This window comes from Photorhabdus laumondii subsp. laumondii (assembly GCF_003343245.1).
Lineage (GTDB): Bacteria > Pseudomonadota > Gammaproteobacteria > Enterobacterales > Enterobacteriaceae > Photorhabdus > Photorhabdus laumondii.
The window spans coordinates 4994995-5015390 of sequence record NZ_CP024901.1 but is presented as its reverse complement, the minus strand read 5'-3'; the positions used below and the strand labels follow the sequence as shown (position 1 = coordinate 5015390).

19 protein-coding genes and 1 pseudogene are annotated in these 20396 nt (G+C 44.3%); 17 read left to right on the top strand and 3 right to left on the bottom strand.

The features are described from left to right. Window positions 1-19: 19 nt before the first annotated feature. Window positions 20-970, bottom strand: a complete 951-nt coding sequence (uriH, locus tag PluTT01m_RS21985) for a uridine-preferring nucleoside hydrolase UriH (protein ID WP_011148384.1) — start codon at window positions 968-970, stop codon at window positions 20-22. 265 nt (window positions 971-1235) lie between these two features. Between uriH and PluTT01m_RS21980 the strand changes: the two genes are divergently transcribed. The 4 genes from PluTT01m_RS21980 (at window position 1236) to PluTT01m_RS21965 (ending at window position 5607) form a co-directional block, all read left to right on the top strand. Then, window positions 1236-1991 (top strand): helix-turn-helix transcriptional regulator, encoded by a 756-nt coding sequence (locus PluTT01m_RS21980; RefSeq protein WP_011148383.1) that lies wholly within the window; start codon window positions 1236-1238, stop codon window positions 1989-1991. A 232-nt stretch (window positions 1992-2223) separates the two neighbouring features. After that, entirely contained in the window at window positions 2224-3528 is a 1305-nt protein-coding gene (locus PluTT01m_RS21975) for an NAD(P)/FAD-dependent oxidoreductase (protein WP_011148382.1), read from the top strand. Between the two features lie 64 nt (window positions 3529-3592). Then, a complete protein-coding gene (locus PluTT01m_RS21970; RefSeq protein ID WP_011148381.1) occupies window positions 3593-3961 on the top strand; it encodes a cupin domain-containing protein in 369 nt (122 codons plus the stop codon). Window positions 3962-4113: 152 nt separating this feature from the next. Continuing rightward, window positions 4114-5607, top strand: a complete 1494-nt coding sequence (locus tag PluTT01m_RS21965; protein WP_011148380.1) for an aldehyde dehydrogenase family protein — start codon at window positions 4114-4116, stop codon at window positions 5605-5607. Between the two features lie 81 nt (window positions 5608-5688). On the opposite strand, the gene PluTT01m_RS21960 is transcribed toward PluTT01m_RS21965, so the two are convergent. Further along, on the bottom strand, window positions 5689-6786 hold the full coding sequence (locus PluTT01m_RS21960; protein ID WP_011148379.1) for a Fic family protein: 1098 nt from the start codon (window positions 6784-6786) through the stop codon (window positions 5689-5691). A 236-nt stretch (window positions 6787-7022) separates the two neighbouring features. Between PluTT01m_RS21960 and PluTT01m_RS21955 the strand changes: the two genes are divergently transcribed. The 9 genes and pseudogenes from PluTT01m_RS21955 (at window position 7023) to PluTT01m_RS27045 (ending at window position 15238) form a co-directional block, all read left to right on the top strand. Next, a complete protein-coding gene (locus tag PluTT01m_RS21955; protein ID WP_040148927.1) occupies window positions 7023-7286 on the top strand; it encodes a type II toxin-antitoxin system ParD family antitoxin in 264 nt (87 codons plus the stop codon). Further along, a complete protein-coding gene (locus tag PluTT01m_RS21950; RefSeq protein ID WP_011148377.1) occupies window positions 7283-7570 on the top strand; it encodes a type II toxin-antitoxin system RelE/ParE family toxin in 288 nt (95 codons plus the stop codon). Before PluTT01m_RS21955 ends, PluTT01m_RS21950 begins: the two co-directional genes overlap by 4 nt. 181 nt (window positions 7571-7751) lie before the next feature. Further along, window positions 7752-8183 carry a DcrB-related protein gene (locus PluTT01m_RS21945; protein WP_011148376.1) on the top strand — a complete coding sequence of 144 codons (432 nt, stop codon included), beginning with the start codon at window positions 7752-7754 and terminating at the stop codon, window positions 8181-8183. Between the two features lie 24 nt (window positions 8184-8207). Beyond that, a complete protein-coding gene (locus tag PluTT01m_RS21940) occupies window positions 8208-12482 on the top strand; it encodes an RHS repeat-associated core domain-containing protein (RefSeq protein WP_011148375.1) in 4275 nt (1424 codons plus the stop codon). A gap of 12 nt (window positions 12483-12494) precedes the next feature. Beyond that, window positions 12495-12800, top strand: coding sequence for a hypothetical protein (locus PluTT01m_RS21935; protein ID WP_011148374.1), 306 nt, complete (start codon window positions 12495-12497; stop codon window positions 12798-12800). A gap of 92 nt (window positions 12801-12892) precedes the next feature. Then, a pseudogene (locus tag PluTT01m_RS27755) lies at window positions 12893-13042 on the top strand (RHS repeat-associated core domain-containing protein); the annotation flags it as partial. Between the two features lie 393 nt (window positions 13043-13435). Beyond that, window positions 13436-14047 carry a hypothetical protein gene (locus tag PluTT01m_RS21925; RefSeq protein ID WP_011148372.1) on the top strand — a complete coding sequence of 204 codons (612 nt, stop codon included), beginning with the start codon at window positions 13436-13438 and terminating at the stop codon, window positions 14045-14047. Between the two features lie 102 nt (window positions 14048-14149). Next, window positions 14150-15034 carry an IS982-like element ISPlu11 family transposase gene (locus PluTT01m_RS21920; RefSeq protein WP_011144722.1) on the top strand — a complete coding sequence of 295 codons (885 nt, stop codon included), beginning with the start codon at window positions 14150-14152 and terminating at the stop codon, window positions 15032-15034. Window positions 15035-15073: 39 nt separating this feature from the next. Further along, a complete protein-coding gene (locus tag PluTT01m_RS27045; protein ID WP_157852095.1) occupies window positions 15074-15238 on the top strand; it encodes a hypothetical protein in 165 nt (54 codons plus the stop codon). A gap of 245 nt (window positions 15239-15483) precedes the next feature. Here the strand turns inward: PluTT01m_RS27045 and PluTT01m_RS21915 are convergent, their stop codons facing one another. Beyond that, complete coding sequence (locus PluTT01m_RS21915) at window positions 15484-16143, bottom strand: response regulator transcription factor (RefSeq protein ID WP_011148371.1); 660 nt, start codon at window positions 16141-16143, stop codon at window positions 15484-15486. Window positions 16144-16716: 573 nt separating this feature from the next. Between PluTT01m_RS21915 and PluTT01m_RS21910 the strand changes: the two genes are divergently transcribed. From PluTT01m_RS21910 to PluTT01m_RS21895, 4 genes are all read left to right on the top strand, one after another. After that, the gene (locus PluTT01m_RS21910) at window positions 16717-18210 is read left to right on the top strand and encodes an APC family permease (RefSeq protein ID WP_011148370.1); all 1494 of its coding nucleotides are present in this window, start codon (window positions 16717-16719) and stop codon (window positions 18208-18210) included. Beyond that, a complete protein-coding gene (locus PluTT01m_RS21905) occupies window positions 18185-18781 on the top strand; it encodes a DUF3156 family protein (RefSeq protein WP_232507885.1) in 597 nt (198 codons plus the stop codon). The genes PluTT01m_RS21910 and PluTT01m_RS21905 overlap by 26 nt, the downstream gene beginning before the upstream one ends. An 87-nt stretch (window positions 18782-18868) precedes the next feature. Continuing rightward, window positions 18869-19264: a DUF6088 family protein gene (locus tag PluTT01m_RS21900; RefSeq protein WP_011148368.1), complete on the top strand. Its 396-nt coding sequence runs from the start codon at window positions 18869-18871 to the stop codon at window positions 19262-19264. Continuing rightward, window positions 19257-20219 carry a nucleotidyl transferase AbiEii/AbiGii toxin family protein gene (locus PluTT01m_RS21895; protein ID WP_011148367.1) on the top strand — a complete coding sequence of 321 codons (963 nt, stop codon included), beginning with the start codon at window positions 19257-19259 and terminating at the stop codon, window positions 20217-20219. Before PluTT01m_RS21900 ends, PluTT01m_RS21895 begins: the two co-directional genes overlap by 8 nt. Window positions 20220-20396 lie beyond the last annotated feature (177 nt).

The following is a 20396-nucleotide window of genomic DNA, read 5'->3' as shown; positions in this document are numbered from 1 at the left end:
CCTGTGGTTATTTTCCATCTTAATCGCAGGTATCGCCGATGTTTTTCAATGCATCAATAATCAATTGCCAGAATCGCTGTTGATCGAGTTTGACAGCAACTTGGGTATGGCAATCTTCTGTTGGCGGGTAACGGAAATCCGCCACTGTCATTCCTACGGTTAAGGTACCGTTCAGTTCAATATTGACGGGGACTTTTTGCGTTGTCATCACTGTAGGATCAATAACATAGGCGACGGCACAAGGATCATGTATTGGCGGGCAGTTGAAACCATGTCTCTCTTGATAACGTTGACCATAGTAATCCAGTAGTTCTACGACAAACCGAGACACTTTGGTATTGATACGTGAAATTGCTTTGGTGATTTCTGGTGTGGCGCGAGCTTGATGTGTCAGATCAAGACCGACCATGGTCAGCGGCCATTTTTCATTGAAAACAATATGTGCGGCTTCCGGATCGGTTTTGATATTGAATTCTGCCACTGCACTTCTGTTGCCGGTGTGATATCCACCCCCCATTAATACCACTTCTTTTACCCGCTCAACGATCTGCGGTGCTTTACGGACGGCGAGAGCAATATTGGTTAAGCTGCCAACGGGGACTAAAGTCACCGTTTTGGGCGGGTGAGACATGATGGTATCAATGATCAGATCCGTTGCGTGGCGGGGATCAAGTGTTCGGGAGTGTTTAGGCAACTTCACGCCACCCAGACCAGATTCGCCGTGAATATCCGATGCCGTTTCGATATCGCGAACGAGTGGCCGATGACAGCCTGAGGCAAAGGGCACGCCGGTAATACCGGCAATATGCGCTATCGCCAGCGCATTGCGAGTGACTTTATCCAGTGTCTGATTCCCGACAACCGTCGTGACGGCTAATAGCTCAATATTAGGGTTGCCATGCGCCAATAACATCGCAATGGCATCATCATGTCCCGGATCGCAATCAAGAATAATTTTTTTGGTGGTCATTTTTACTCCTTGCTAGAGAAAGTGATATAAAAAATGAGCATAATCCAGTTAAAACGTCTATTCCGTGACAAAATCTTAGATCTGGGTGAGTGCTCTCATAAATAATTAGTAAAATGTTTCATAATTGTGATTTGATTAACACATAAACGATAGTTGAGTTGTGGAGCTAGTTTTAGTGTGATTTTTATATAGGTTCGCTATGGAATTGGCGGGCTATATCTGCTTCGGATTTATTATTAATTTGTGAATAATTGCGAGGGCTTGAATGGATATTCATGTAGATAGATTATCAACAGTGATTGAGTCGGTGGCAACCAGTGAATTTTATCCTAATTTACTGACTTGGTTGGAGCAATTTATTACTTTTGATAACGCCATTGTCTATGCCTTCGAGCAAGGTTCTCCTCCGCGTTGTTTGAGCAAAACTGAGAAGAAAAACAGCGATGCAATAAATCAGATTTATCAACAGGGTGCTTATCTGCAAGATCCATTCTATCAAGCCTTGATAGATGGGGCTGGCACTGATCTATTTACCTTACGGGAACTTGTCCCTTCAGGGTTTTATCATACTGATTATTATCTGAATTTTTATCGTAAGACCGGTTGGCAGGATGAAACGGGGGTGTTATTGAAGCTCTCCCCCCAGAGGCAGCTTGGCCTGTTTTTTGGTAAGGAAAATCAGCCATTTTTCATCCAGAAACCACATTGGAAAAACCTGAAAACTGTACTGGAAATTATCCGCAGTGTGGCGCGATTACATGATGATATGACTCAGCAACCACCTGCTGCTGAGATGGTTTGTCTGGATACTCAGACTCGTTATGCCTTGACTCCGAGAGAATGTGAGATTGTGGAGTTGATATTGCAAGGTAAAGGTTCACCACAGATTGCCGAGAAACTTTTTATCAGTACGGGGACGGTGAAAAACCATCGGAAAAATATTTATCAAAAGTTACAAATCAGATCACAAGCAGAACTTTTTAGCCTGTTTATGATGCCTCCTGTCCGTTATTTTGCCTAAGTCACAAATGCTAAAACTGTGTTGCAAATATCCCTAAGGGGACATGGCGATGTGACTCTGCGCTACAGATAATCGGGTGATTATGTTGGATGCTAATCGGGCTATACCCTATGGATTTCAAGATGTATCGAGACGACAAGGGAGCGAATCTCCGGGAGCATAGCGAATGATGTGACCGGGGTGAGAGAGTGCAGCCAACAAAGAGGCAACTTGAAAGATAACGGGCTATCACATGAACAATCATCTTGATTCATTAACTTATTACGCTGCGACCAAGAAATATGATCTTCGTTTTCCCGCATTACAAGAAGATCTGGATGTAGACGTCGTGATTATCGGCGGTGGATTTTCCGGTATCAATACTGCCCTTGAACTGGCGGAAAAAGGTATCACTAATATTGCGATCTTGGAAAGCCGTCATCTTGGCTATGGCAGTACAGGTCGTAATGGTGGTCAGGTTATGGCGGGTATCGGTCATGATCTGGAGGTGATCAAACGCCATATTGGTGAGCGAGGGTTAGAAACGATCTTTCAGATCAGCAATCTGGGTGCTGGCATCATTCGTGATCGTATCGCTAAATATAATATTGATGCGGATCTCTGCCGTGGTTATGGCTATCTTGGCATGAATAAGAGGCAGGAAAAGACGTTACGTAGCTGGTTGCAAGATTTTAAGGCGGTTTCTCCTGATGAAGAGATTGAGCTTTACACCGGCGCTGATGTGAAAAAGGTGATTGGTTCTGATGCTTATACTTGCGTGTTGAAGCATATGGGGGGAGGGCATGTTCATTCCCTAAACCTGTTGTTAGGAGAGGCAAAGGCTGCGACAGATTTGGGCGTAAAGCTCTTTGAGAACAGCCAGGTACTGAATATTGAATATGGTCCTAGAGTAACGGTTCGTACCGCGATGGGATCGGTTCGTGCTAATAAAATGCTGTGGGCCTGTAACGCCTTTCTTAATAGTGGTCTTGAGCCATATATTTATAAAAAGGTGGTTAACACTTATGCCTTCCAATTAATGACGGAAGTGTTGCCGGACGATTTGATTGAGAAAATCAGCCCGATTCGCGGTGCATACAGTGATATTCGTCCGGTTATTGATTACTTCCGTGTGACGAAAGAAAACCGTCTCTTGTTCGGTAGTGCAACCCCTTTCATTGAGCATATCCCATCTGATTTGAAAGCCTGGAACCGCCACTTGATGCTGAAAGTTTTCCCTTATTTGAAAGATGTGAAAGTTGAACTGGCATGGGGAGGGCCGTTGTGTTGCAGTGCAAACTTGTTCCCACAGATTGGCTCTTTGCCGCAGCACAATAATGTGTTCTATGTGCAGGGATATTCCGGTTTTGGGGTCACTCCAAGCCATATCGTTTGTAAAGTGTTGGCTGAAGGGATGAGTGAAGGATCTGAACGTTATGACCTGATGAGTTCAATTCCTCATGCGAATATTATTGGCAAAGATAAGTTGCGACATCTGATGGTATCAGCGGGCAAAATTTGGCATCAAACGTCAGGGTATTGGAAAGGTCGCCGTTAATTTATTGATATCAATAGTATTCATTGGGAAATTCATAAATTATTTTATTTGGAGCGAGAACATTATGATTAAATCACTTTTACTGAACAAATCCCTGCCTGAATTATTGGACATTGGTAGCGTAAGCAATCTGGGAGCGACTGTGTTGGAAGGCGATCCGCAGGCCAGTATGGCACTGATATTTGGTGAACCAACGGATAACCTGACATGTGGTATTTTCGCTTGTACTCATGGCAAGTTCAGTATGGTGTATCCGTTTGATGAGCACGCAACCGTGACAGAAGGCTCGGTAAAATTGACCGACGTGAAGAGCGGTGAAACCGTTGAATATCATCCGGGAGATTCCTGGTTTGCGCCGAAAGGAACGGAAGTACTGTGGGAAATCACCGCTGACCGTTTTGTGAAGCATTATCTGGCTTGTAATAAAGGTTAAAAAACACTTATACCCAATGGATTTCAAGATGGATCGCGACGGCAAGGGAGCGAATCCCCGGGAGCATAGATAACGATGTGACCGGGGTGAGTGAGTGCGGCCAACAAAGAGGCAACTTGAAAGATAACGGGTATATTTTATAGAGGTAAATAATGAGTGATATAAACTTATTACAGCCAGTGATGGCCTTTTTGCAACACAATCATGGGCATTATATTAATGGTCAGCCAGTCAGTGGTCAGGGGAGTGAAACATTTTCTGTCATAAATCCTGCGACTGATGAAATCATTGCAACTGTTAATCAAGGCGGTAAAGCGGAAGTTAATGCTGCTATGCAAGCGGCACAGGCGGCATTTCATGGGGTATGGGCCCAAACTTCACCGATGGAGCGCGGTCATTGCCTGAATCGTCTGGCAGATCTATTACTGGCACATCGGGAAGAGTTGGCGCAGTTAGAAACCCTTTGCTCCGGTAAAACCATCCAGTTATCCCGTATGCTGGAAATTGATTCTTCTGCTCAATTCCTGCGTTATTTTGCCGGATGGTCAAGTAAGATCAGTGGCGAAACCTTGAATGTCTCTTTGCCCTCTTTTAAGGGTGAACAATACACGGCGTTTACCCGTCGCGAGCCGATTGGTGTTGTGGTAGGGATTATTCCGTGGAATTTCTCCATCATGATTGCCATCTGGAAAATGGCGGCTGCACTGACTTGCGGCTGTACCATTGTGTTGAAACCCAGTGAATACACCCCGTTGACCATGCTCAGAGTGGCTGAATTAGCCAAACAAGCGGGTATTCCTGATGGTGTCATTAATGTGATTAATGGTTCCGGTTCGGTGCTTGGGCCTGCACTGATAGGTCATCCGTTATGCGCCAAGGTGACTTTCACCGGATCGGTGCCAACGGGTATTGCTGTTGGTAAATCAGCAATGGAACAGGGATTGACTCGCGCCACGTTGGAATTGGGTGGCAAGAACGGTGCGGCGTTTTTAGCGGACATGTCTGTTGAAAAAATTGTCGATGGTATTCTGGAAGCCGGTTATCTCAATCAAGGGCAGATTTGTGCGGCAGCGGAACGTTTCTATATTCCCGCAAGCCATATGGATGATGTGCTGAAATTGTTGTCTGAAAGACTCGCGGCAATGAAAATTGGCTCGCCTCTGGATGACTCAACAGAAATGGGTCCGTTGGCAAACAAAGCACACTATGACAAGATCTTGTCCCTGTTTGAGCAAGCGCGTCAAGAAGGCAGTGAGATTGTTTACGGTGGTCATGCTCTGGCCGGACCGGGTTTCTTTGTGGCACCAACCGTGATTCGTGCTAACAGCCCTGAAGATTCATTGATGAAGGAAGAGACATTTGGTCCTGTTGGGACTTTCCTCAGCTATAACGATGAGGAAGAGCTGATTGGCTTGATGAATAGCACTCCGTTTGGTTTAGCGGCGAGTTTGTGGACCAATGATCTCAGCAAAGCCATGCGCATGATCCCACGTATCGAAGCAGGAACTGTTTGGGTTAATATGCATACATTCCTCGATCCGGCATTACCATTTGGTGGTACCAAATCCTCAGGTATAGGTCGTGAATTCGGTAGCGCCTTTATTGAGCACTATACTGAATTGAAATCCGTGATGGTTCGCTATTGATTTGATATTCGGATCAAAATAAGCAAGGCCCCTTGATTGAAAGGGGCCATTGTCAAACCTAAGGTCATCACTGGCATTGATTCAACCTTTGTGATTAATAACGTAACGAGTGCTACGACCACCGGCCCCGGTGCTTTCTAAACAATTTAGCTCAACCAAATGTGCCAAGTGTCTGGTTGCAGTGGCGCGACTTACCTTCGCCACCTTTTGATATTGGCTGCTGCTAATGCCTTGCTCAAAATGGCCGTCCAGCATACGGTTTAGCACCTTAGTTTGCTCTGCGGTAAGTTGAGTCTGGTCTATTCGCTGCCAAAACTTAGCTTTTTGCACAACCTGATTAATTTCTTGCAGTTTGTTTATTAAGGTCTCATTCAATATTTTCAGAAACCAAACCAACCAATCAGTAATATCCAAGCCGCCACGTTGAGTATTTTCAAGGAGTTCGTAATACGCCTTACGATGATGACAAATACTTACCGACATTGCATAGAAACGGATTGAGCGGTTTTCGGCTTGAGCAAGTGCAAGGTCTGTTAGAAATCGAGTAATGCGCCCGTTTCCGTCTTCTAAAGGGTGAATTGTTACAAACCATAAATGAACAATTGCTGCTCTGATGATGGGATCGAGACTGGCATCTGTTCGGGATTGGTTGAACCACTCTATAAATTGGGGCATTTCGTCGACCATTCTTTCTGGCGGTGGCGCTTCAAGGTGAACGGTTGGCTTATCTAAACGACCGGATATCACTTCTATCATCCCTTTGCGTAATTTACCTCCTTGTATCGGATTGAACATGGTATAACCTTCAGGGAATATCAACTGATGCCATCTGAGGATACGCTCAAGGGTTAAATCGGAGTGGCTATTTTCTATCACATCAAGGGCAACCTCTGTAATGCCGTCACTCTTCTCTATGATTGGATAAGGTTTTTCTTCCGTAATGCCTAGTCTGTTTGCCAATGATGAACGTATCGAAGCCGCATTCAATCTTTCGCCTTCAATTTCACTTGAATAGAGTATGCTAGATAGAAGGCTATCAAGCGTTGCCTGCTTGGTGTCTTCATAATCAGATTTGCCTAATAACAATCCTTGGTTGAAGTGCACATCTCGCAGTAATGGTGCAATAGTATCGGCATTCCAATGGAATTTCGGCCAGTTCGGTTGTTCCCATATCCACATTGGCTTTGCTTCACCTGTGAGTCAAATAAGGCTTTTATTCTACTCATCAAATGAGGCAAATAGCAATGTCATTTGACTCATTCTGAGCTTTTCGCCTGGTATTTTGTCAACATGAGGTGAAATCACCAATATCGGGAAATAATTAAGTCTCTTGCCTGTCAAAATATTGCCGAAATGATGCCTCTAAATTATACTAATAGTTATTAATAGATATTAAAAACAGTGGAGGCATGACTATGCCGACAAGTGTAGCACTAAGCCCTTATTTTGAAGCATTTATCCGCAATCAGATTGATAGCGGCCGTTATAACAATACAAGCGAAGTCATTCGCGCCGGTCTTCGTGCGTTAGAAGAGCGAGAGCAGCAAGTAAAAGTTGAATCACTCAAAAGCGCTATAATGGCTGGCATCCAAAGCGGTGAAAGTCGAGATGCGGGAGATGTTTTTGACCGCCTTACGCAAAAATACAAGAACATGGCCGAAGGTAGTCAGGGTAAATGAAACTGAGTATTTCGCCTCTGGCAGAACACGACCTTGAAGAAATCGGCGATTGGATTGCACAAGATAATCCTGTAAGAGCGCTCAGCTTTACCAAAGAGTTATACCAGCAATGCTTGTTATTAGCGGAAGCACCCGCAATTTATAGGGAAAGACCTGAGCTCGGGAAAGGGGTCAGAAGCAGCGCTTATGGTCGCTATGTCGTTTTCTTTCAGATTATTGATGATACAGAAGTCCGTATATACCCTATGGATTTCAAGATGCCTCTTGAAATCCATAGGGTATAATTTGTTTTATAGTTATTGATATGTTAAAAAGATTGATAGATTTTTATTCGTAAATTAGCTTGTTGATTAATAGGAATTAACGACTCTGGTGCTTCCAATAAGGATATTTCATTTATACGAGAATACTTAATCATGGTGGTTTTAACTAATAATACTATGGTGATGACGGAGGTAAAAATAGATGGATAATCATCTCCGTTGTCGGTTTAGTGAAGGCAGCATTACCCTACCAGAAGGTTATCAAGAGCAAACCGTCAACATCATTACAGCCCCTAATGCCCCTGCATTGAACATTTCCCGTGATAGTTTGGATGAAGGTGAAAGCCTGACCGACTACTTGGTTCGTCAAAAAGAGTTACTAAAAAAAGGATTGCGAGATTGGCAATTACTTGACGAACAGCCTGCGGTTCTTGGTGACAACCTGTTATCCGGCACCGCGCTGTTTTCCCGTTATCGTCCCAAAAAAGAGCAACAAGTTTATCAATATCAGGCGGTGTTTCTATTAGATGACCGTAAGGCGCTGATTTTCACTCTGTCGGCACATCAGGCCCTATCTGAGTCAGAGCGCCAATGGCTGGATGGTTGTCTGAAGAGTTTTCAATTACCACACTGATTTTTTTGATAAGGGGATATCGCCATGCCAGAAGCGGCACGGTTGGGTGATACAATAGGCCATTCTGGCGCTTTAGCTGGATTGATTGGTGGGACGATTTTAGGAGCAGCTATCTCTGCAATTGGCGGTATTGTAGGTGGAGCGCTGTTTGCTGCGGGTATTGCGTCCTCCTGCTTGGGGGTAGGTATTCTACTTATTGGCCTGTCTGTTGCGGTTGGGATGTTGGCAAGCCATCTGGGGGAAATGGCCCGAGATAACTGTACCAAATCGGGGGCAGCGTCGCGAAGTCCCTGTGGAACAATTACCCGTGGTTCCTCTAATGTATTTATCAATGGCAAACCGGCGGCTATCGCAACCTATAGTCAGGTTGGGTGTGACAAGGATGGCACGCGCCAGATGGCTGAAGGCTCCAGTTCTGTTTTTGTTAATGGTTACCCATTAGCACGGGTCGGGGATAAGACTACGTGTGATGCGGTAGTCATGACCGGTTCTCCGAATGTTTTTATCGGCGGCGGCACGAAGCCTACCGAAGCGGTGACGCCAGAAGTGCCGCATTGGGCGTATCAGGTGTCTGACCTCACGATATTGGCGGCTGGGCTTATTAGTTTTGGCGGGGCAGCGGCTAACGGCCCCAGTGCTGTAAAGAAATTGTTTAGTAAAATCCCTGGCGCGGGGAAAATTGGCAGGATACTGTGCCGCCTGAGTCCGTTGGCTATTGGTGCGTCAGTAGTGGGTATCCTGATGAATCCAGTAGAAGTGGTAGCCGGACAGAAATTTCTTAATGACGACGACGAACTGGACTTTATCATTGAAGGAGAATTGCCGCTGTATTGGCAGCGTTCGTACCTGAGTAGTTATGACTATGACAGTGTGTTAGGGCGTAGCTGGAGCCTGTCTTGGGAAAGCACGCTTACGTCTATTGAAGAGGGAATATTATGGCGTTCACCACTGGGTGAAATTATCCCTTTTCCTGATGTGCCCATCGGCTATCGCTGTTTCTGCCCGGAAGCACAAAGCTGGCTGATGCATACCCCAGAAGACACTTGGGAAATTCGTGATGCCAGTGAACATATTTATCATTATCCTGAATTTGGAGCTGATAGTACCAGCCGGCTGAGCCGTATTAGTGATAACGTCGGTAATGAACAGGTATTCCATTACAACGAATTGCAGCAGATGGTGAATATTACTGGCAGTGGTAAATTAAACCTGCATTGTGACTATCTTCTCATTGAACTTGGCGGCAAATCCGTTTCCCGCCTGACCACCGTCTGGCAGGTATTGTATAACGGCAGCCGTGTACTGCTCTGTCGCTATCACTACAATGAACATGCTCAACTGGTGGGTGTCAGCCATCGGGATGACCATCTTAAGCGCCAGTTTGGCTGGCATGAAGGGGGATTACTGGCATGGCATCAGGATGCACGTGGGTTACGCTGTGACTACCAATGGGAGCAAACGGAAGAAGCGCTGTGGCGGGTGATTTCACAGCAGACCAGCGAGGGAGCGGGTTACCGTCTGCATTATGATGAGGAACACCGTGTTCGTACTGCGCAATGGTATGACGGTACAACGACGGTCTGGACACTCAACGAAGAGCATCAGATTATTCACTGTATGGACCGTGCGGGCGTGGAGCACCATCTGTTATGGGATGAATTTGGCTTACCGACAGGCTATCGAGATGCCGATGGTAACACGCGACGGTGTGAGTGGGATACTCTGGGACGACGGTTGAGTTTTACTGACGGCAATGGTCATCAGACGGGCTGGCAGTATCAAAATGACACTGATCGGGTGACGTTTATTTTGTGGCCGGATGGCTGCCAGAGTGTTTTTGAGTATGATGACCGTGGTCGATTAGTGAGTGAAACCACGCCACTGAAACAGACTACCCGTTACTGTTATGGTCACAATCAGACCTTGCGTCCTTACCTGCGTATCGATGCCCGGGGCGGAGAGAGCCGTTTTATGTGGAACGATCAGGGGCAGCTTATTCGGCGAACCGACTGTTCGGGCCAGGCCAGTGAGTGGGGTTATGATATGCAATACCGTGTCAGTCGCTTTACCAATGCCTTGCTGGAAACGACCAGCTATCATTATCACGATGATGGACAACTAACACAGGTTACCTATCCTGATGATTCTACTGAACGAATGACTTGGGATAGCGCCGGTCAACTGTTGAGTTACCAGCGTAACGAAAACGAAGCCCGTTACTGGGAATATAATGTATTGGGGCAGGTGGTTTGTACTACCGACCGTTTACAGCGGCAAATCCGTTATCATTACACTCCCGAAGGATATTTGGTCAAAATTGACAATGCCAATGGTGACAGTTACATCCTGACCCGTGATGCTGAAGGTTGGTTAACGGAAGAAATTCGGCCGGATGAAACCCTGATTTATTATGAATACAACGCCGCTGGATTACTCAGTACCGAAAGACGCATGGGTGATAGAGTGTTTAAGTACCCGGAGCGTCGGGTACACCACCGTTATGATGGCGCTGGAAATCTTATTCAGCGGGAAACGTATACTGATAACTATCAATATCAATGGGACAGCTTGGGGCGGCTGCGACAGGCAGAGCGCCAGCCCAATGAAGTTGGAAAAAAACTGGATATTCTGCCGAATACGGTGTGTTTTGAATACGATGCTTTGGGGCGGGTAACCCGGGAACAAAATGGTGAAAATATCCTCCAGTTTGGTTATGACGAATTAGATAACCTGACGGAACTGACCTTACCGCAGGGAGAGACGTTGCACTGGCTCTATTATGGTTCCGGTCATCTCAGCGCTGTTCGTTACAACCAGCAACTGATAACGGAATTTGAACGTGATGCCTTGCACCGGGAAACCTGTCGCACACAGGGGGCCTTATTCCAGTATCGCCGCTATGATCCGTTGAGTCGTTGTATCAGCCAGTACAGTGTGCCGCAGGCTAACGTTCAGACGGATATAAAACCGGAAATCTGGCAGGGTAAACCCTGGCGGGCGTGGCATTATGACATTCAGGATGAGCTGTTCCTAAGGGAAGATCATTACTTGGGGAGGGTGAATTACTCCTATGATTTAGAAGGCCGTTTGAAAAGCGTAGATAGCACGGATAGTTATCAGGAAATGTTCTGGTATGACGGGGCGGATAATCTGCTTGAACACCCGCAATCACAGAGAGAGAGGCAGCCGGTAGGGAGCCTTACTCCCCCGGGAGACAGATTAAGTCAATGGAACAACTGGCAGTACGAGCATGATGAACATGGCAACGTGATTAGCCGTAAAAATATGCAGGGGCAGCGTTACCGGTACGATGGCGACAACCGACTGACGACAGTGGAAGAGCTGAGTATGAAGGTTGTCTATCACTATGATGCGCTTGGACGCCGTATCAGTAAGGTGGTGAAAACCGGGATTGGTGGACAGGCACGTTATGAACAAACGGATTTTGTCTGGCATGGTTTGAGGTTGTTGCAGGATCATGAGTTAAAAACCGGTAAGAGGCAAACCTACTGTTATGAATCTCATGACAGCTACACCCCGCTGGCGTGTATTGAATCAAGAGGGACCGTGCGTGAGTATTTTTGGTATCACACCGATATTAATGGCGCGCCACTGGAAGTCACGAATGAGGCGGGAAAAATCGTGTGGTCGGGGAAATACGATGCCTTGGGTAAAATTAGTGGTCTGGCGCTGGCCTATTTTGTCGATACTGATCGTTCATTCCATGATTTCAAGCAAAACCTGCGTTATGCAGGGCAATATTTTGACAAAGAGACGGGGCTGCATTTTAATACGTATCGGTATTACGCCCCAGAGATTGGCCGGTTTATCACACCTGACCCCATTGGATTAGCAGGTGGATTAAACTTATATACTTACGCGCCTAACCCAATGAGTTGGATCGATCCGTGGGGGTTATACAAGGGTGAGGGACAACGGGGTTTAGGGAAGTACCATGTCTTCCATGAACACACCCTGAATTCATCGGAATATCAATTATCTGATGGTCAGCACTTTAAACGGGGCAACCAATCTGTGTACGAAAGAATGCAGCGCGATCCGGCATTCAGACGTGAAATGCAGACTAAATATCCGGGAGTGGTGGAACATGTTCAGCCAAATTCTAAAGGGAACTTTAGAGGGACTTCACCAAAGAATATGACTTGGCATCATGAGAATCAGCCAGGGAAATTAAGTCTGGTTGACCGATATGACCATAAGTCCTATCACAAGATTTATCATCCTGATGGGTCAGGTGGTAGAGATAAATGGGGAGGTGGGAATAAATGCCGCAAGTAATGGAGTTATTATATGAAAACAATTAGTGGTTTCGATCAGTTACTTAGTCTTTATAAACAACTGCCTGATGTTGGTTGGATTTATATTGATAAAGATTTTGATACAGAATCTACCCAAGATATTTTAAATAAAAATTATTATCTGGCTGAAAATGATGATGAAGAGTTTGATATGGATGAAACTCATGGAACATTTCTAGAATGCCCCATGTTTGCAGATATTATCGATAACAAACTGGAACACAATCCTAATGCGATTAAAGAAGATTTAATTGAAGCAGTGATACATTATCTTGTATACGATGATTTTCTAGATTAAGCCGCAAACCGGAAGATCTTTATGATCTTCCGGCCTTATTCATGATTTACCGAGGTGCATAGCCACGGCAAGCCGGCGCTAACTGAAGTTTAGATATGGGGCTGCATTTTAATACGTATCGGTATTATGCGCCGGAGATTGGCCGGTTTATCACACCCGATCCGATCGGGCTAAAAGGCGGACTGAACTTATATCAGTATGCGCCGAATCCGGTGACTTGGATTGATCCTTTAGGTTGGGCGGGCAATCCTAAAACGGCAACGCATATCACTTATCAGGGTATTGATGCTGAAACTGGCAAACCGTATGTGGGCTATGCCAGTAAGCAGGGGCGACAGGCAGCCCAAGAGATATTGAAATATCGATATGGTAACGGTTTTGGTCGCTTTGGTGGTAAACCACCTGAAGTTATCTATGAAGGTTATTCTCAAGCAGGTAAAGATACTGCTCGTGGATTAGAACAACGGCGATTTGAAAATCTGGGTGGTCTTGAGGGTACAGCTAATAAACAAAATCCAGTGGGACCAAACAATACCCGCCGGACTGATTATCTGGCTGCGGCGGACGAACATCTAGGGCAAACAACTAAACGCAACGGCAAAGGAGGCAGCCGTTGCTGACGGCTGTTTTGATCAATGGTGAAACGAATTGTCTGGAAGCATAACCATCTGGTTAATATTAAACTGAGGGATAATCTGTATACCATTGGACAGATGCTTAATAGTGTAGAAATGCAGTTTTATGATATCTGTAATACAGATGGAGTCTGGAAAAATATTGATTTAAATCAAGTGCCTACTTTATTTCGGATTTTAGTTGTCAATGCTGTTTATAAATTGATGCCAGATAAAATTAAGGATAAATCAGTTATTCCTAATACTCAATCCTATAATAATTACTGGATAAAGCCTTATTCTTCATTCGATGGTGATCATTATCCTGGAGGTAAAAACTCTTTTTTATTTATGGGCGGTAAACTGATTGATATCGGTCCTGAGGGTAATATCGGAACCACACTGGCACCCGTATTAAAAGAAGACTTAACCTTACCAAACGATCGGGAACTCATTGAAAAATATGAACTAACCAATATGTGGTCACATGAAGAGTTAGCAGAACGTCTGTGTCGTTATTTTGATACCGGTATTAACCGTGATGACCTGAAATTCGAGGTGTTTCCGGGACTGTGGGATGACAGAGAGCAATTAAGGCCCTTGACCAGTCGTTTACCGGTACCGCTACGATAAATAGATAATATAACCCGAATTCTGGATAAGAAATTGACATGAAGCCTGTTCCAGGAGCAATGTTTTGGTGCACGCCGAAACAGCTCCGGGGAGGAACAGGCTATGAACAAGTTAGTTGAAATTTTCTGCGATGTCGATGATTTTTGCCGCTTCTTCATTCCTCAATGGGAATTATTTTGTTTCGAAAAAGGGTACCGCCAGCGTCATCGGCAAGGCCATATGCACCCCAGTGAAATCATGACTATTTTGATCCTTTTTCATATGGCGCATTACCGTGATTTTAAACATTTTTATCTGGAACATATTTGGAAATATCACCACAAAGATTTCCCCACCCTGCTCAGTTATACCCGTTTTGTCAGTGTTGCCCCTTCCGTTTTGGTCCCACTATGTAGTTATCTGACTCAATTAAAAGGAAAACCGACCAAGATTGCTTTTATTGATTCCACGAGTTTGTGCGTCTGTCATAACATCCGTATCCCGCGTCATAAGGTTTTTAAGGGAATAGCCCAGCGCGGAAAAACATCAATGGGCTGGTTTTACGGCTTCAAATTACACTTGGTTGTTAACCATCAGGGCGAAATTCTCGCGCTAAAAGTGACTCCCGGTAATGTGAATGATCGAGAGCCTGTACGCGAATTATCAAAATCGTTAACGGGTTATCTTTACGGTGATAAAGGTTATCTCAGTCAGGAACTGGCCGATGATTTAGCCAAAATCGGTGTGACTTTCATCACGAAGAAACGCCGTAATATGAAAGCACAAGCGCTGTCTGAGTGGAATAACTTAATGTTAAAAAAGAGATTTATCATCGAAACGATTAACGGGCAATTAAAGACCATTTCTCAAATTGAGCACTCGCGCCACCGAAGTATAAAAGGCTTTCTGTTGTGTGTTTTAGGTGGATTGATTGCTTACAGCCTTAAATTGAAAAAGCCATCACTGAAAATTTTCTACTCAGAGAAAGATATTTTAATGACGGCTTAAGCAGAATTCGGGTTAATATATAAAAGCCGGAAGATCTCTGTGATTTTCCGGTTTGATCAAATAACACTGAGCGCATCTCTCTTCCCCCGCCTGACCGCCGTCTGGCAGGTATTGTATAACGGCAACCGTGTACTGCTCTGTCGCTATCACTACAATGAACATGCTCAACTGGTGGGTGTCAGCCATCGGGATACCTCCATATAATAAATCTAAAGATGAAATAATTAATATGTTCACTATCGAAGAATAAAGTTAAGAGCCGGAATATCCTCACGATCTTCCGGCTTGATTATGATCTACCGTAACTTAATCTCATTGAACTGGCTCTGTTGCCGGAGTAGTCTTGTTTACCCAGTTGCCGCTCAGTGCATAGCAGATGGTGTAATAACATTCTTTGGAAAGCCATTTAACTGGGTTATTGTTGCAGATAATTTATCAAATCCTACCAATCACAAATACCGAGTAATAAACCCACTGGAAACGAGTTCAGTACGGTTAGTCACTTTTGTTTTGGCAAAAATATTGCGCAGGTGGGTTTTGACGGTAGACAGGGAAATATTAAGTATCTGTGCAATACGTTTGTTACTTGATCCTTCTCTTATTAAATTAATAATTTCTTGCTCTTTAGCTGTCAGAATAGTTGGTGTTTCAGGAAGCAAATCTCTGACAGCTAATTCAATTAATGGCAGAATAGCACTGAGGCGGTTAAAGTCTTTTGGTGTAAATAGGGTATCTCGTAATAAAGAGACGCCGGCAATAATTTGGTTGTGTTGACGGATAAATATTTCGGCGATGTCCTGTATATTATTTGGCTGCATAAATTCATGGTAATATTTATTATGTTTCGTCAGTATTTTCTGATCCATGCCAACCATATTAATATCACCTTGTTGATAATTAGCTGGTTTTAATGGATCTAAATGCTGAAAATGAGCCAGATAATTCTGGTGGGTTTCGTCTGAGATGCCGTACAGAATGTAATTTTCAGGGCGTAATTCATTATTCACCAGATAGAATGCTGCGGCTGAGATAGGAACCAGATGTGCAATGGTATTTAAGCAACTGTAGATTAAAGCATTTTCACGGCTATTCGGTAGTACAGTAGACAAGGAAGTTCTCCCTTTATACCCGTTATCTTTCAAGTTGCCTCTTTGTTGGCTGCGCTCTCTCACCCCGGTCACATCGTTATCTATGCTCCCGGGGATTCGCTCCCTAGCCGCCGCGATGCATCTTGAAATTCATAGGATATAGAATAATATCTAACTGGATAAATCAATAATGAAGATTAATCGAATGCTAGTTAAAATGCAAAATCAACACAAAATAAACATATTAATAACGTGATATAGATTGCAATAAATGAAATTTCTCACCGTGATGATCACCTGTTAAGAATAGAGGTTTTGGTATATATCTGAAATAATTTCTTAATGCACTTATTAAGTAATCTGTTTTTTATTGATTGATATTTAAGTGATTATTTTTGATTTTTGTTTTTTTCTGGTGTTTTTCGTCACAGCTTTTCGGCTATGAATCCCCCTTTAGGTATCGTTCTTCAGGACGATAGTCGGTATTCCGTTTCACTTTCTATAGTGTATTTATCCTCAATAAATTGTACAAAAAATTCACAAGTAAATCGCTGTGAGCGTTATTTCTACGACCGGAAGTAAAAGGGAAGATAAATGAATATGTCAACACGACTGACTTCGCATATTGAAAAGGGAGTGGTGGGATTTCCTACCGCACTGGCAAGTTCCATCGGGGTGATCATGGCGAGCCCGGTTATTTTGACCGTGACCAGTGGCTTTGGGATTGGCGGTGACACTTTCGTACTGGCAATGTTGATCAGTTTTATCATGATGCAGGCCCAAGTGACGACGTTTGCGGAGGCAGCCGCTATTTTGCCTACTTCCGGCTCTGTTTATGACTATATTTCTTGTGGCATGGGGCGGTTCTGGGCAATTACTGGCGCACTTTCGGCGTATTTGATTGTTCATATTTTTGCGGGTACGGCAGAAACGATCCTCTCTGGTATTATGGCATTAGTGAATTTTGACAGCCTTAATACGATGGTGGAAAGTCATAACGCTTCATGGATGGTCGGTGTTGGGCTCGTTATTACGTTCGGATTACTGAATGCGTTGGGTATTGAAGCGTTCGGTAAAGTCGAAATTGTGCTGACATTCTGCATGTGGAGTACTTTGGTTATTTTCAGTATTTGCGGATTATTAATGCCATTTGCTGTGCCGCTGGAGAGTTGGTTTGGTGAGGGGCTTAATGTAAGCGATCCCTTGGCAGTGCTGAGTCTGGTAGGTATGGCGATGTTTATGTTTGTCGGTTGTGAACTAGTGACGCCAATGGCACCGGAAATTAAAAATTCTGCCAAAGTTTTGCCGCGAGCAATGATGACGGGCCTGTGTGGGGTGGCTTTCTGTATGGGTCTATATGGGGCGTCAATCAGTCATCAGGTAGAAAATGTGTTGGTGGATGTAGAAAATAATGTTCGCTTGCTAGAAACGCCAATGGCCATTCCTGCTTTTGCTAGCCAGGTGATGGGGGATTTTGGTAAATATTGGATTGGTATCGGGTTATTATTGGCGGGAGCGGCAACGATTAATACCCTGATGGCGGCGGTCCCACGTATTCTCTATGGTATGGCATTGGATGGTGCGTTACCGCGTATTTTTGCTTATCTACATCCACGTTTTAAAACGCCAATATTTGGGATTTTGGTTGCGGTAATGATCCCCTGCTTACATGCCTTTATTATTCAAGGTGATTTGAGTCGGATTATGCCTTTGGTGCTGGCAGCGGTATGTGCCTGGTGTGTCGCTTATTTGCTGGTGACATGTTCTGTGATATTACTGCGTATTCGCAGACCTGATTTACATCGTGCTTATAAATCCCCTTTTTTCCCATTACCTCAAATTGTCTCTAGTGTAGGAATTATTTTGGCGATTATTCACATTACACCTCCGGGAATGAATCCCGGTGATGTGTACATTCCATTCGCCATCATGTTGGGTCTGACCGCTAGCTATGCCCTGTTTTGGACGCTCTGTGTACAACGGGTGAATCCGTTTAAACCCGTACCCGTTGAGCAGGTACTTTCACATACTTTCACTAAGGGTGAATTGCCGGAGGTACAGCTTGAGCCACTTCGTTCTCTTAATTGAGGGTATTTGGCGGCGGTTAAATAAACCCCGCTATCCTACTGGCTATCAGGCAGGTATAACGCTAAACCGGTTGGAACAGAATTTATCGCCTTACTGTTGTGAGCGTTTATCAGCGGAAAGTTTGCAAGTGACGTTACCTGATGGATTGCAGATTGACGTTTGTGAAAAGCCGAAGACGCTGTTTCTGGCCTATATTGTCAGTTGTTGTTTTCGTTTGCAGGGAATGACTTCACTCAAGGAAAAAATCGTTATTAAAGCCAAGATAAAGGGGATATTTCGGCGAAAAACCGTGACTTATTACTGTTATCATGGTGCAGAATATGGGCAACAGATTATTGATTTACTCAATCAATATCCATTAATTGGAGAAACATTAGCAGAGCTGGATTTCCGGGATCTGGTATTGAATATTCATCAAGGGCAATGGCAACTTGAGGTGGAACATTTTGCTGCTTCTGAGATTGTCAGCCGATTGCCGGCCAGTCGTCGTTATTTGCGTTTGACTTCTGAGCAGCGTTATTTGTTGCTCAGTTCGTTGCTGATGTTTAGTCAACTCATGGAAAAGATCTAATATTTTACAGTGTTGGATGTCGTTTGTTTGCTAGTAAAAATGTCGTATGTTTGCTACGCTTGTCGATCATAATTTCTGGAGAGCCCCATGATTATTAAAGAGCGTATTCAGGCGCGTTTGAAGCGATCAAAACGTTATGTGTTCATTCGTGACGACTTTAAAGATATTGCTGGTTACGATCAGGTAGGAAGGATACTGCGCGGTTTGGTCAAAGAAGGTCAATTGCTGAAAGTGGGATACGGTGTTTACACCAAGGCTCGGAAAAATAGCGTTACTGGGAAAATAATGCCTGCTTCTCCGGGAGGCTCTGATGCGGTTATTCTTGAAGCGTTAGAGCGTTTAAAGGTGAAATACCATTTGGATGGAGCTTCTGCTGCCTATACTGACGGTAAATCAACACAGATTCCCGCTTATACCCAAATTAAAACCACATTCCGTTTTAAACGGGTGTTATCGGTGGGGAATAGCCGGTTAAATGGATGATTTATCAGGTTTATTTGCAGATGTTGCCGATGTACTAGGTATCGGTACTATTTCTATTGTGGAAAAAGATTACTATGTTGTTGAACTGCTTCGTCTGCTACAGCCTTTAGCGTTTGATACCCATAAACTGGTATTTGCTGGTGGAACAGCGTTGGCAAAAGCCGGAATTTCACTTGATCGGATGTCGGAAGATGTGGATATCAAACTGGTTCCACAGCCTGAATTTTTGGTGGGTGTTCAGTACTCCCGATCTCAGCGCAAAAATATCAGAAAGGATATTGTTCAGACGATATCAGCGACTATTGCAGCATCTGGTTTTTTGGGGATTGACGATAGCAACCCTAAGATCACACGGGATGAATATCGCTACAATGATATTTCGGTCCGCTATCCCCAACGTGTTGTACAGGTTCCCTACCTCAGGCCATTTATCAAACTGGAGTTGATGGAGTCTGATTTGCTGCAAGCGGCAGAACGGCGCGATATTCGTTCATTTGTCACGCAACTAACAGGAAAAGGTCGGGCGGTTGAAGCGTTCCCCTGCACGACGATTATCAGCACTCAAGCTGAAAAGCTGGTAGCTATGCTGAGACGGACTGCTGTGTTTATGCGTAATATTGATAGAAAGGATGACGAGTCACTGGTTCGTCATCTGCATGATAACTACTGCATTGTGAATGCAATAGGAGTGGATATCCGTCAACTTGCTGGTTTTGTACAACAAACTATTGAACAGGATATTCAGCGCTATGGCCGCCAGTATCCTCAGTTTCAGATTTCGTCGATTAATGAACTGAGAGCTGGATTGGAAGAGTTGGGAAGTAATCCCATCTATCAGCAACGTTATCAACAACTTGTGATCCCAATGGTCTTTGAACATAGTAGAATACCTTGGGCAGAAGCTTACGATTGTTTCCGGCAGACGGCTTTATCTGTTCTGAATGAGCTGAACTAAATTGTCTGATTGGTGAACGCATTTACACAGATATTGGTTATTGTTAGTAAAATTCACTGTAAATCTTGGCCTAATTCGGGTGGAGATATCGGGCGAAAAGCAGTATATACCCAATGGATTTCAAGATGCATCGCGACGGCAAGGGAGCGAATCCCCGGGAGCATAGATAACTATGTG